This window comes from Mesorhizobium sp. C372A, assembly GCF_030323245.1.
GTDB lineage: Bacteria > Pseudomonadota > Alphaproteobacteria > Rhizobiales > Rhizobiaceae > Mesorhizobium.
On sequence record NZ_CP100475.1, the window covers coordinates 645,780 to 657,895 of the forward strand.

At 62.5% G+C, this 12,116-nt stretch carries 12 protein-coding genes; 3 read left to right on the forward strand and 9 right to left on the reverse strand.

The window, feature by feature from the left end; translation table 11 throughout:
- Positions 1-111 precede the first annotated feature (111 nt).
- The 3 genes from NLY42_RS02940 to NLY42_RS02950 form a co-directional block, all read right to left on the reverse strand.
- Entirely contained in the window at positions 112-1,143 is a 1,032-nt protein-coding gene (locus tag NLY42_RS02940) for an Hsp33 family molecular chaperone (protein ID WP_031202777.1), read from the reverse strand.
- Positions 1,144-1,251: 108 nt separating this feature from the next.
- Positions 1,252-2,163 carry an ornithine carbamoyltransferase gene (gene argF / locus NLY42_RS02945; protein WP_023669629.1) on the reverse strand — a complete coding sequence of 304 codons (912 nt, stop codon included), beginning with the start codon at positions 2,161-2,163 and terminating at the stop codon, positions 1,252-1,254.
- Between the two features lie 18 nt (positions 2,164-2,181).
- Complete coding sequence (locus NLY42_RS02950; RefSeq protein WP_023755135.1) at positions 2,182-3,381, reverse strand: aspartate aminotransferase family protein; 1,200 nt, start codon at positions 3,379-3,381, stop codon at positions 2,182-2,184.
- Between the two features lie 358 nt (positions 3,382-3,739).
- On the opposite strand from NLY42_RS02950, the gene NLY42_RS02955 reads away from it, so the two are divergent.
- A complete protein-coding gene (locus tag NLY42_RS02955) occupies positions 3,740-4,258 on the forward strand; it encodes a GcrA family cell cycle regulator (protein ID WP_023669627.1) in 519 nt (172 codons plus the stop codon).
- A gap of 118 nt (positions 4,259-4,376) precedes the next feature.
- Here the strand turns inward: NLY42_RS02955 and NLY42_RS02960 are convergent, their stop codons facing one another.
- From NLY42_RS02960 to NLY42_RS02970, 3 genes are all read right to left on the reverse strand, one after another.
- Positions 4,377-5,384, reverse strand: a complete 1,008-nt coding sequence (locus NLY42_RS02960) for a magnesium and cobalt transport protein CorA (RefSeq protein WP_023669626.1) — start codon at positions 5,382-5,384, stop codon at positions 4,377-4,379.
- Between the two features lie 95 nt (positions 5,385-5,479).
- Positions 5,480-6,202, reverse strand: coding sequence for a phosphate signaling complex protein PhoU (gene phoU / locus NLY42_RS02965; protein ID WP_023692535.1), 723 nt, complete (start codon positions 6,200-6,202; stop codon positions 5,480-5,482).
- A gap of 115 nt (positions 6,203-6,317) precedes the next feature.
- Positions 6,318-7,583: an ATP-binding protein gene (locus NLY42_RS02970; protein ID WP_023755136.1), complete on the reverse strand. Its 1,266-nt coding sequence runs from the start codon at positions 7,581-7,583 to the stop codon at positions 6,318-6,320.
- A 102-nt stretch (positions 7,584-7,685) separates the two neighbouring features.
- Between NLY42_RS02970 and ppk2 the strand changes: the two genes are divergently transcribed.
- Positions 7,686-8,591 carry a polyphosphate kinase 2 gene (gene ppk2 / locus NLY42_RS02975; RefSeq protein WP_023738211.1) on the forward strand — a complete coding sequence of 302 codons (906 nt, stop codon included), beginning with the start codon at positions 7,686-7,688 and terminating at the stop codon, positions 8,589-8,591.
- Between the two features lie 199 nt (positions 8,592-8,790).
- On the opposite strand, the gene NLY42_RS02980 is transcribed toward ppk2, so the two are convergent.
- Together NLY42_RS02980 and NLY42_RS02985 are read right to left on the reverse strand one after the other, a co-directional pair.
- Positions 8,791-9,429 carry an acyl-homoserine-lactone synthase gene (locus tag NLY42_RS02980; protein ID WP_023692538.1) on the reverse strand — a complete coding sequence of 213 codons (639 nt, stop codon included), beginning with the start codon at positions 9,427-9,429 and terminating at the stop codon, positions 8,791-8,793.
- Between the two features lie 275 nt (positions 9,430-9,704).
- Positions 9,705-10,436, reverse strand: a complete 732-nt coding sequence (locus NLY42_RS02985) for a helix-turn-helix transcriptional regulator (protein ID WP_023669621.1) — start codon at positions 10,434-10,436, stop codon at positions 9,705-9,707.
- Positions 10,437-10,732: 296 nt separating this feature from the next.
- Between NLY42_RS02985 and NLY42_RS02990 the strand changes: the two genes are divergently transcribed.
- Positions 10,733-11,548 carry an ABC transporter substrate-binding protein gene (locus tag NLY42_RS02990; RefSeq protein WP_050591125.1) on the forward strand — a complete coding sequence of 272 codons (816 nt, stop codon included), beginning with the start codon at positions 10,733-10,735 and terminating at the stop codon, positions 11,546-11,548.
- Positions 11,549-11,607: 59 nt separating this feature from the next.
- Here the strand turns inward: NLY42_RS02990 and NLY42_RS02995 are convergent, their stop codons facing one another.
- Entirely contained in the window at positions 11,608-12,021 is a 414-nt protein-coding gene (locus NLY42_RS02995) for a tellurite resistance TerB family protein (protein ID WP_023688697.1), read from the reverse strand.
- Positions 12,022-12,116 lie beyond the last annotated feature (95 nt).

A 12,116-nucleotide genomic window follows, 5' to 3' on the forward strand; every position in this document is an offset into this window, starting at 1 on the left:
ATCTTCCACGCACATGACGTAGGCTATGCGCGGCCATTCACCAAAGTTCGCGCTGCCCCTCATCCGCCCTTCAGGCACCTTCTCCCCGGGAACGGGGAGAAGGAAGAGATGCTACTGAGCTGCAAACTCCGCCGGGTCGAAGTCGTACTGCTTCGAGCAGAACTCGCAGGCGACGTGGATGCCGCCATCTTCGGTGCTGTCCTTGATCTCCTGCGCGGAAAACCCCTCGAGGATGCCGCGTATCTTGTCCCTTGAGCAGGAACATTGGTCGGCAACCGGCACGCCGCCGAAGACGCGCACGCCATGTTCGTGGAACAGCCTGTAGAGCAGCCGCTCGGCGCCGATGGTCGGGTCGATCAGCTCGGTCGGCTCGATGGTGCCGAGCAGCGCCACCAGCTCGCGCCAAGAATTGTCGGCCGGCTCGTTCATCACGTCGCGCGGATCGCCGTCGCCCCCCGAAATGTCGGGCACGCGCATGCGCTCGGGCGACTGCGGCAGGAACTGCGCCAGGATACCGCCGGCGCGCCACTGCTCGCGCGCACCGCCGGGGCCGGGCGTCAGCAGCTTGGCCACCGACAGCCTGAGGTCGGTCGGGATCTGCTCCGACTGGCGGAAATAGGTGCGCGCGGCGTCTTCCAGCGTCTCGCCGTCGAGCTGGACGATGCCCTGATAGCGCTGCGTGTGCGCCCCCTGGTCGATGGTCAGCGCCAAAACGCCGCTGCCCAGCAGCGTCTGCTGCGAGGTCTGGCCTGCGGCCACCAGGGCCTCCAGCCGGTCGGCATCGAAGCGCGCATAGGCGCGCAATGCCGAGGGCGTGGAGAAATCCGCGACCAGCATGTCGACAGGCCCGTCGGTGCGGGTCTGCAGGATGAACTTGCCCTCGAATTTGAGCGAGGTGCCGAGCAGCACCGTCAGCACACAGGCTTCCGCCAGCAGGCGGGCGACCGGCTCGGGATAGTCATGACGGTTGAGGATGGCGTCGAGCATCGGCCCGAGCTGCACGGTGCGGCCGCGCACGTCGAGCGGGCCTACCTCGAAGGGCACGACATGATCGTCGCCGGCATAGCCGAACTCGCCGAGTTTGGGGTGATGTTCAGTCACTTGATGCGTTTCCAACATGACAAAGCTCCAGGGCGCGGCCATGCGGCCCGGAGGGGTGCATGCGTCCAAACGCGCTTGATTTGCGTGATGGGGCGCAAATAGGCATCGCGTCGCCCCGGATCAAGCGCTTGGAGATCAAGCGCCTGGAGATCAAGCGCCCAGACACCAGGCCAAAACCGCCTTCTGGGCGTGGAGCCGGTTCTCGGCTTCGTCGAAGACCACCGAATGCGGACCGTCGATGACCTCGTCGGTGACTTCCTCGCCGCGATGCGCCGGCAGGCAGTGCATGAACAGGGCGTCGGGCTTGGCCCTGGCCATCAGCGCCGCATTGACCTGATAGGGCGAGAAGACATTATGGCCGCGGGCGCGGTGTTCCTGGCCCATAGACACCCAGCAGTCGGTGACGATGCAGTCGGCTTGGTCGACGGCCTCTTCGGGCGAGCGGGTGAAGTGCAGCTTGCCGCCATTGGACTTCGACCAGTCGATGTGCTTTTGCGCCGGCTCGCTGCCTTCCGGCACTGCGACGTTCAGGTTGAAGCGGAACCGCGCCGAGGCCTCGAGCAGCGAATGCAGCACGTTGTTGCCGTCGCCGGTCCAGGCGATGGTCTTGCCGGCAACCGGACCGCGATGCTCCTCGAAGGTCATGATGTCGGCCATCAGCTGACAGGGATGGGTGTCGTCGGTCAGCCCGTTGATGACCGGAATCGTGGCATTCTCGGTCAGCTCGAGCAGCCGCTCATGCGACGTGGTGCGGATCATGATGGCGTCGACATAGCGCGACAGCACCTTGGCGGTGTCGGCAATGGTCTCGGAGCGGCCGAGCTGCATTTCGGTGCCGGTCAGCATGATGGTCTCGCCGCCGAGCTGTCGCATGCCAACGTCGAAGGACACGCGCGTGCGCGTCGACGGCTTGTCGAAGATCATGGCCAGCACCTTGCCTTCGAGCGGTTTGGTCCGTTCGCCGGCCTTGAGGCGCGCCTTGCGCACCACCGCATCGTCCAGCATCAGGCGCAGATCGCCTTCGGAAACGGCGGAAAGATCGGTGAAATGGCGAAGGCTCATCGGGAATGGTTCTCGGGATTACTTCGCGGCGGCCGCGGCGATGGCGTCGGTCAGGCCCTTGGCGCCGGCGCGGATGCGATCGAGCGCTTCGCCGATCTCGGCGTCGGTGACGGTCAGCGGCGGCAGCAGACGAATGACGTTGTCGCCTGCCGGCACCGCCAGCAGATGCTGGTCGCGCAGCGCCATGTTGACCTTGGTGTTGGGCATGGCGCATTTCAGGCCAAGCATCAGGCCGCTGCCCCTGGTGCCTTCGATGACATCAGGAAATTCGTCGGCGACCGCCGCCAGGCCCTGCTTCATCAGCAATGCCTTGCGCTGGACGTCTTCGAGGAAGCCGTCTTCCAGCACGACGTCGAGCACAGCGTTGCCGACCGCCATGGCCAGCGGATTGCCGCCGAAAGTGGTGCCATGCACGCCTGCCGTCATGCCGACGACAGCGTCGTCGGTGGCGAGGCACGCGCCCATCGGAAAGCCGCCGCCAATGCCCTTGGCAATCGCCATGATGTCGGGCGTCACGCCGGTCCATTCATGCGCGAACAGCTTTCCGGTGCGACCGATACCGCACTGGACCTCATCGAAGATCAGCAGCAGGCCGTGCTGGTCGCAGAGCTGCCGCAGCCGTTTCAAGGATTGCGTCGGCACCGGGCGGATGCCGCCCTCGCCTTGCACCGGTTCGATCAGGATCGCGGCGGTCTCTGGTGTGATCGCCTTTTCGGCGGCGTCGATGTCGTCGAAGCCGACCTGGTCGAAGCCTTCGACCTTGGGCCCAAAACCTTCGAGATATTTGTACTGGCCGCCGGCGGCGATGGTCGCCAGCGTGCGGCCGTGGAAGGCGCCTTCGAAGGTGATGACCCGGAAGCGCTCGGGATGGCCCTTGACGAACTGGTAGCGGCGCGCCGTCTTGATCGCGCATTCGAGCGCCTCGGCGCCGGAATTGGTGAAGAACACCTTGTCGGCGAAGGTGGCGTCAGCCAGCCGCTCGCCGAGCCGGGCCTGCCCCGGGATCTCGTAGAGATTGGAGACGTGCCAGAGCTTGGCCGCCTGTTCGGTCAGCGCCGAGACCAGATGCGGATGGCTGTGGCCCAACGAATTGACCGCGATGCCGCCAGCGAAATCGAGATATCGCTCGCCCTTGTCGGTAACCAGCCAGGTGCCTTCGCCATGGTCGAAGGCCAAAGGGGCGCGGGCAAAGGTCTCGTAAAGCGCCGAACCGCTCATTATATGCGTCTCCGGTACCGGAAAAATCAAAAAAGCCGCCAAAGCGGCGGCCTTTGCGGCTTATCGTGTTTTTCGGCCATGAAGTCAACGAAAACGTCGTGCAGAGGCGCGTGGCCAGCTCCCGACGAGACGCCGGCTCATAAGCGACCGGGCAAGTTGGGGAAAACCTAAAAAACCGATTCGTGTTGCACCTGGGACTCTTGTCACCGAGTCAACACATGAGGTAATTGTAGTCGGGAAATAACTAGATTTCGTGCGGCGGACCTAATCACCTAATATATGTGGTGTCTGCCCCGGCAAAGATTGCCGGGTCGGGAACGGATTCCGGCTGCCGCACACATAGCAGGAGCGCGGTCTCATGAACTGGACTGACGAGCGGGTCGAACTTCTCAGGAAACTGTGGTCGGAGGGCTTGAGCGCAAGCCAGATCGCCGCCCAACTCGGCGGGGTCAGCCGCAACGCGGTCATCGGCAAGGTGCACCGGCTGAAGCTGTCGGGCCGCGGACGCTCGACTGCAACGCCGGCGCGTCAGAAGAAGACAACGCAGGGATCTTCGATCCAGAAATCGGTGCCGCGCGCCGCAACCACGCAGCGCCATGTCACGACTTCGATCGGGGCGAACGCGCTGCAGGCGCAGTTCGACGCCGAGCCAGTGGCGCGCCACTACATCCGCCCGGTCGAAAACGTCGTCGTGCCGATCTCGCGGCATCTGCAGCTCACCGATCTCACCGAGCGCACCTGCAAATGGCCGAATGGCGATCCGCTGTCGGAAGACTTCAACTTCTGCGGCAACGAGGCGGCCGAAACCGGACCTTACTGCAAGTACCACGCAAGGGTGGCGTTCCAGCCGGCTTCAGAGCGGCGCAGAAGCCGGTAGTTAGGAATAGGGATTGGGGACTGGGCAGTAGGGAATGGGGTAGCGCTCGTGAGGCGCTACCTTATTCTGCCTACTGCCTACTGCCTACTGCCTACTGCCTACTGCCTACTGCCTACCATCACAGCCACCCACTCTTCCGAAATCGCCAATACAAAAACGAGCAGATCAGCGCGATCGAGACCAATACGACGGGATAGCCGTATTGCATCTTCAGCTCCGGCATGTCGTCGAAATTCATGCCGTAAATGCCGGCGAGCGCCGTCGGCACCGCCAGGATCGCGGCCCATGAGGCCAGCTTCTTGGTGTTCGCGGTTTCCTGGCTCTGGCCGACCAGCAGGCTGGCTTCGAAAGCGAAGGCCAGAACCTCGCGCAGGCTGTCGATCTTTTCCTGCACGGTGCGGATATGATCGGTGACATCGCGAAACAGCGGATGCATGGCGGTATGGATCTGCGGCAGGTCGGCGCTGGTCAGCCGGCGGCAGACCTCGACCAGCGGCAGCGCCGCATTGCGCAGGCGCAACAGATCGCGGCGCAGCATATAGAGCCGCTCGATGTCGGGACCGGTCATCGGCTTCAGCAGCACCCTGTCCTCGATCGCCTCGACCTCGTCCTCGATCTGCTCGAGCACCGGCATGTAGTTGTCGACGATGAAGTCGAGAATGGCGTAGAGGACGAAATCCTCGCCCTTGGCCAGTGAGTGCGGACAGCTTTCCCAGTGCTGGCGCACGGCGGCGTATGAGGTCGAGGGACCATGCCTGACGCTGACGATATAGCCTGAGCCGACGAACAGATGCGTCTCGCCGAAGGTGACGCGTCCGTCGATCAGCTGTGCAGTGCGGGCAACGATGAACAGCGCATCGCCATATTGCTCGATCTTCGGCCGCTGGTGCGGATGTTCGGCGTCTTCGATCGCCAGTTCGTGCAGATGAAATTGCGCCTTGACGCGCAGCAGAAGCTCGCGGTCGGGTTCGAGCAGCCCGATCCAGACGACATGGCCCGACTTCTTGGCCCATTCGCCGGCCTCCTCGATCGGTATGTCGGCGATGCGCTTGCCGGCGGTGTAGACGCTCGACGCGATGATGCCGGACGATGCCGGCGCCGGCTTGAACTCTCGGACATATTCCATCGCAGCCTCCTGAGCGCCTGGCCTTGGCCAGGAACCGAGACGCTAACATCCGGGCAGTTTAGCGCAATATGATTAAGCGTTCGAGGGGCGCGCGATCACTTCACCGGCAGCGCCGGCAGGGCAACCTTGTCGGTCTTGTCGCCCTTGGGACGCTCGGCCGGCAACTGCTCGCCGGTGACGATGTAGTAGATCGTCTCGGCAATGTTGGTGGCGTGGTCGCCGATGCGCTCGATGTTCTTGGCGCAAAACAGCAGATGCGTGCACGGCGTGATGTTGCGCGGATCTTCCATCATGTAGGTCAGCAATTCGCGAAACAGCGAGGTGTACATGGCATCGATCTGGTCGTCGCGGTCGCGAACGAAGCCTATTTTCTCGACCGAGCGCGAGGCATAGACGTCGAGCACTTCCTTGAGCTGGGTCAAAGCGAGTTCGGCCAGCGCCTCGAGGCCGCGAAACAGGCTGGTCGGCTGGCGGCCGTCAATGACGCTGACCACACGCTTGGCGACGTTCTTGGCGAGGTCACCGACCCGTTCGAGGTCGGCCGAAATGCGGATGGCGCCGACGATCTCGCGCAGATCCGTCGCCATGGGCTGGCGCTTGGCGATGATGACGATGGCTTTGTCGTCGATTTCGCGCTGGCCATCGTCAAGCACGATATCGTCACGAATGACCTTCTGGGCGAGGCCGGGATCGGCATTGACCAGCGCCTGGATCGCCTGCTCGACCATGCGCTCGGCATGGCCGCCCATCGCAGCGATGCGCTTCGCCAGGTATTTCAGCTCTTCGTCATAGGCGCTGACAATGTGTACGGACTGCATGGGCGAAATGCCTTCCTTAAATCTTTGGCCTTTTGAGTCGTTTTCCTCGACCCTGTGCTGATACGCTAGCCGGATGACAGAAAGAAGAAACAGGCAGTTAGCAGATAGTACCGCCTCAGCCTGCCGGCAAATGGACCGTGAACGCCGCTCCCTTGCCAACTTCCGACTTGATCGAAAGCCGGGCGTTGTGGCGCGTCAGAATATGCTTGACGATGGACAGGCCAAGACCGGTGCCTTTCTGGGTGCGGCTGCTCTCCACGTCGACGCGATAGAAGCGCTCGGTAATGCGCGGTATGTGCTCTTCCGGGATGCCCGGGCCATAGTCCCTGATGGTGACATCGATGCCCGGTTCCGGGCCGGCCTCGCCCCGCGCGATCGACACCGTGACGCGTCCGCCAGGCTGGCCGTATTTGCAGGCGTTTTCCAAGAGATTCTCGAACACCTGGAACAGCTCGTCGCGGTCTCCGGGCACGTCGAGCGGCCCCTCGGCGTAGTCGCGTTCGACGACGACGCCGTTCTCGCTGGCGAGCGGGCCCAGTGAATCGATGACGCTGTCGATGGTCTGGCGCAGATCGACCTCGGTTCCCGGCCTCAGGTAAGGCTTCATTTCAAGCCTCGACAGCGACAGGAGATCGTCGATGAGGCGCGCCATGCGGCCGGTCTGGTTCTGCATGATCTGCAGGAACTGCTCGCGCGCCGCCGGATCGTTGCGGGCCGGGCCGCGCAACGTCTCGATGAAGCCCGAGATCGAAGCAAGCGGGGTGCGCAACTCGTGGCTGGCATTGGCTATGAAGTCAGCGCGCATGCGGTCGATGCGGCGCGTCTCGCTCTGGTCCTTGAATACCAGCACATAGAGATCGGTGGCGTGGCCGACCGAGGACGCGCTGACCCGGTAGGCGCGTTCCACCGGCAGCTTCTCGGTGTAGTCGACGGCATCGGAGGCGACGGCTCCCGACAGCACGCCGCCCAGCAATGCCTGCATTTCCGGGGCGCGGAATTTCAGCGACAGCGACAGGCCGGGCGCGATGCCGCCAAAGGCGGCATAGGCGGCGGCATTGGCGTGGACGATGGTGGCGGTGCGGTCGAAGATGATCAGCGGATCGGCAACGGCAGCCGCAAGATATTCGCCGGAAAGCCGCTGCAGCCCGCTCGCCTCGACCGTGGTAATGGTCTCAGCAGACCGGCTGGCGCCACCGGTTGGCAGAAGCGCGGCGGCCAGCAGCACCGTCAACGCAGCCAGGACGACATAGGCGGAGATACCGGCAAACCCATAAACGGCCATGATGGCGATCGCACCGGCGGCAAGCAGCCATCGGCTGTTCCACAGCCGGCCGGCGACGGCCTGCCCCGTGGTTGTCCGCTCTGCGCCGGTGTCAGCCATTCGTGCTTTCCGTGCTTCTGCGCCGGTCCCGCCGAAACTTCCGCTGGACCGGGTTTGAGGCCCCCCATAGCATGAGTCCGCAAGCTGGAAAGGTTCGTCTCGATGAAAAAAGCCAAGGAAAGTCCCGCCGCAGAGCCGGCAAAGGGGCCGCTGAAGATCAAGGTGGACGGCAAGGAGCGGGAGTTCGACATCGAAAACCCCGAGCTTCCCAGCTGGATCGAGGACCACAAACTGACCGCAGGCGACTACCCCTACGACAAGAAAATGAAGAGCGAGGAGTATGACGAGACGCTGGAGCGGCTGCAGATCGAACTGGTCAAGGCGCAGGCCTGGCTGCAGGCGACCGGCAGCAGAGTGATGTCGCTGTTCGAGGGGCGCGATGCCGCCGGCAAGGGCGGCACCATCTCGGTGCTGCGCCAGTATCTCAATCCTCGAACCGCGCGCAATGTGGCGCTGACCAAGCCGACCCCAACCGAAGTCGGGCAATGGTACTACCAGCGCTACGTCGCCCATTTCCCGACATCGGGCGAATTCGTCACCTTCGACCGGTCCTGGTACAACCGCGGCGGCGTCGAGCCGGTGATGGGCTTCTGCACACCGGAACAGCATGCAAAATTCCTCGACGAGACGCCGCATTTCGAGCGGATGATCTCCAACGACGGCATCTATTTCTTCAAATTCTGGCTCAACATCGGCCGCGAAACCCAGCTCGAACGGTTTCACGACCGCCGCTGGTCTCCGCTGAAGAACTGGAAGTTCTCGCCGATCGATATTGCCGGCATTACCAAATGGGACGACTACACCAAGGCGCGCGACCAGATGGTCGAGCGCACGCACAAACAGTTCGCGCCCTGGATCATCGTGCGGGCCAATGACAAGCGACGCTCGCGGCTGGCCGTCATGCGGCGCATCCTGTTGTCGCTGCCCTATGATGGGCGCGATCTCGACGCCATCGGCAAGGAAGATAAGAAGATCGTCGGCGACGGGCCGTCGTTTCTCGAGAAGTAGAGACTGGCCTCGATGCAGAGGCTGAAATTACAGAGCCCACCCCCACACGGAGGTGGGCTCTGTGGCCATTGTCTAAAGCGCGTCGCATTTGAACGGATTCACGCGACGCGCTTTAGGTCTTTGTTTCATGCATGTCGTTCTCTCAAAACCGGGGCCACTTTGAGCGACATGCATTAAAGCGCGTCGGGTGAAGACAGTCTCACGACGCCTGCCGCATGCCGAGCATGTGGGGGGTGCCCCTGACCAACACCGGGGCGTGATGGTTGCGGCGCGAACGCACGACATCCAGCGTATGCTCGTTGAAGGTCAGCAGTGTGGCGACGACCTGCTGGTTGCCATAGGTGCGCTGGTAACCGAGCGGCGTCGCCAGGAAGTGCAACTGCAGCGTCCGCAGCACCCACACCGGCTCGACCTCGATAATGACCTGATCGACATTGCGAGCAAGGCCCCATTCGACGAAGCCGGCGATCAGTTCGGTGCCGACCGTAGACACGCCGCGCTTGCCATCGCGAAAGCCTGGCGCCACCGCGTAACGGGTTAGCTCCCAGACATTCGGTCCCGAAGGGCGCTTTCCCTCGCAGAGTTCCGGCATCACATCGCTAAGGAGATGCGGCCGTGTGGTCGGCAGCATCCGATGATAGCCTGCAAGCTCGCCATTGCGTATGACAAGGTGGTGTTCGGCCTCATCATGGTCGAATTGATCGATTTCGAGGCCGTCCGGGCGATCGAGATCGGTCCACCGCATCTCATCGACGAAGACCTTGTAACGCAGGCGATGGACGGCCTCCCATAGGTCGGGACGTTCCATCAGTTGTTGAGTGGTAAGGGAAAATAGCATTAGCCGTCTCCTGGGCTTAAGAGGAAGATACGGCCGGGCTTTCCCGAAAAAATTGCGCGAAGGTGTTGGCAAGGATTTCCAGGCTGCCACAGCCGACATGGCTAATATAGCTGCGCCTAAACGCCTCCGCGATGGCGTGCACCCTGTTGGCGACGCCGAGTCTGCTTTTGGCGTTAAGAAAGCATTAGCCGTCTCAAGAGGACGACAGGGGCCGGTCTTTTCTGAAGATATGACGCCGACAATGCGGCCATAAATTTCGGGCCGCCAGAACCGGCCTAGCTGATATAGCCGTGCCTGACTGCTTCGGCGACTGCCTGCACACGGTTGGCGGCGCCTAGTTTGCTCTTGGCGTTGAGAAGGTGTTTCTCAGAGGTATGCTCCGAGATGCCGAGGATCTGCGAAATCTCCCACTCGGATTTTCCGACCGCCGCCCATTGCAGGCATTCGCGCTCGCGCGGCGTCAATTCAATGTGATCGATAGATTTGCCGGCCGTCGTTTGAAGCTGCATGGCGCGGCCGATGGCATAGGTGGAGGCCAGCGAGACCATTGCGAATTCGGCTTCGGACAGTTCGACCGCCTCACCGCCCAGCGAGACCAGCGCGATCTGGCCTTCGAGCGTGATCAGCGGGAAGGCGAGGCCGTCACGCAGCTTGAACTGGCGGGCGTCGCGCATTACCTCGGCGCTGCTCTTGTCGGCGGGCATGCTTTGAACGGCATCGCGCCATTGGAATGGCGCCCGAAACTGCTTCAAATGGCTGACCACCGGATCGTGGTCGACGTAGTTGCGCGATAAGTAACGCTCCAGCCATTCGCTAGGCCAATCGCAGAGCAGCACATGGTCCTTCGTCTGGCTGCTTGGTGTACCGGGCTGCGGCACCGTTGCGGCTATCAGGGCCGTCAATCCGAAATTCGAGGTGACACTAAGTAGCTGCTCGCACACCGCAGCCGACGTGTCGGCACGCTGCACCCGGTCAATATATTCAAGTGTCCGGTCAAAATAACCCATCGCAACATCTACCCCATGTTGCCTACCGCTCTTGAGACCGATGCTACGTGCCTGCCCCGCACTTAGCCATCAACCCCGGATTGCAAAGCCACATCCTTAGCTTTTCTAACGCCAGCGACCGCCAACCCCGGGCCGACTCTGTGCGGCTATTTGCAACCTCGCCAAAGCATAACCCGAAATTTGCCCTTTGAAATCAAAAACAATTGTGCCTGCGCCGTTTTCGTATCACAAGCCAACGGCCAAGACGGGCGGAGTTTTTTGTGACATCACGCTGGATAACCATCGCCTTGCTGTCGATGCTGATCGGAGTGCAGCCGTTTGCCGGCGCTGTGCGGGCAGCGGAACCGCAGGTGCCGGTGCATTGGGATGCCAAGGAGCGGCTGCCGAAGCCGGACCTTGCGGCGCTGCCGAGGCTCAGGTTCCTCACCACAACCGATTTCCCGCCCTTCAATTTTCTCGACGGCACGGGCCGACTGTCCGGCTTCCACATCGACCTGGCGCGGGCGATTTGCGCCGAACTCGACATCGCCGACAAATGCCAGATCCAGGCGCTGCCCTGGGCCGAACTCGACGACGCGTTGCAGAAGGGCGAAGGCGAGGCGATCATCGCCGGCATCGCCGCAACGCCGGAGACGCGGGCGAAGTACAGCTTTTCGCGCTCCTATCTACAGTTTCCGGCGCGCTTCATCATGCCGAAGACCAAGGCCTTCGCCGAGCCGATCCTCGACAAATTGCGCTCGAAGCGGGTCGGCGTGCTGGCCGGCTCGGCGCATGAAAAGATGCTGCGCGATTATTTCGGCACCGTGCAGATCATCCGCTTTCAACGGCCGGAAGACCTCTACAGCGACTTGAAGAGCGCCAAGATCGATGCCGCCTTCGGCGACGGCATGCGCTTTTCCTTCTGGCTGGGCGGCACGGACGCCGCCGGTTGCTGCCGCTTCGCCGGTGGACCCTACCTGGCGCCGGAATATCTGGGGTCCGGCATGACCATTGCCACCCGGGCCAGCGACCCAGCGCTGGCCGCAGCCATGGACTACGCGCTGCAGGAGATATCGGTGAAAGGCACCTTCGCCGAATTCTACCTGCGCTATTTCCCGGTCAGTTTCTTCTGATCCGGTTCCCGGTCAGCTTTTTCTGATCCGGTCCCGGTCAGCTTCCTTTAGGGGCTGGATCAGGTCAGCGTGCGCAGGCGGGCCTTCGCCCCGCGCGCGATGGCTGCGGCGGTCAGCGTGTCGAGATCGAGCTCACGCCGGATCAACTGCAGCACCCGCAATTCCTCCATGCGCATTTCTAGATCGACGGCGGCAACCTCGAAGGCCGCGGCATAGGCGGTGTCGTGCAGCCGTTCGGGCAAAGTCTCGGCGACACGCTCGAGCACGCCTTCCAACCCATCCTTTTCATGCAGCATCTTCTGGCAGTCCTGCGCAATGGCGATCAGCCTGTCCTGCTTGAAATCCTCGAACACCGGCCAGCTGCGGACGACGTCGCCGATGCGCGCCAGTTCGATATCGGTCATGTCGCGATCGGAAGCCGAGGTGATGACCATCAGGTAGATCAGGGCTTCATGGGTGGACGGCAACGGCATTCAAAACTCCTTGATAGTGAGGGTCGAAGGTAGGGACGCCACGGCGCCGTCGCAACGAAAACGCCTGATATCGTTGACGCTCCGCCCTGTCGCGC

Coding starts and splice junctions, on each gene's coding strand:
- NLY42_RS02940 (WP_031202777.1), bottom strand. CDS start 1,143: ATGGCCGCGCCCTGGAGCTTTGTCATGTTGGAAACGCATCAAGTGACT.
- argF (WP_023669629.1), bottom strand. CDS start 2,163: ATGAGCCTTCGCCATTTCACCGATCTTTCCGCCGTTTCCGAAGGCGAT.
- NLY42_RS02950 (WP_023755135.1), bottom strand. CDS start 3,381: ATGAGCGGTTCGGCGCTTTACGAGACCTTTGCCCGCGCCCCTTTGGCC.
- NLY42_RS02955 (WP_023669627.1), top strand. CDS start 3,740: ATGAACTGGACTGACGAGCGGGTCGAACTTCTCAGGAAACTGTGGTCG.
- NLY42_RS02960 (WP_023669626.1), bottom strand. CDS start 5,384: ATGGAATATGTCCGAGAGTTCAAGCCGGCGCCGGCATCGTCCGGCATC.
- phoU (WP_023692535.1), bottom strand. CDS start 6,202: ATGCAGTCCGTACACATTGTCAGCGCCTATGACGAAGAGCTGAAATAC.
- NLY42_RS02970 (WP_023755136.1), bottom strand. CDS start 7,583: ATGGCTGACACCGGCGCAGAGCGGACAACCACGGGGCAGGCCGTCGCC.
- ppk2 (WP_023738211.1), top strand. CDS start 7,686: ATGAAAAAAGCCAAGGAAAGTCCCGCCGCAGAGCCGGCAAAGGGGCCG.
- NLY42_RS02980 (WP_023692538.1), bottom strand. CDS start 9,429: ATGCTATTTTCCCTTACCACTCAACAACTGATGGAACGTCCCGACCTA.
- NLY42_RS02985 (WP_023669621.1), bottom strand. CDS start 10,436: ATGGGTTATTTTGACCGGACACTTGAATATATTGACCGGGTGCAGCGT.
- NLY42_RS02990 (WP_050591125.1), top strand. CDS start 10,733: ATGCTGATCGGAGTGCAGCCGTTTGCCGGCGCTGTGCGGGCAGCGGAA.
- NLY42_RS02995 (WP_023688697.1), bottom strand. CDS start 12,021: ATGCCGTTGCCGTCCACCCATGAAGCCCTGATCTACCTGATGGTCATC.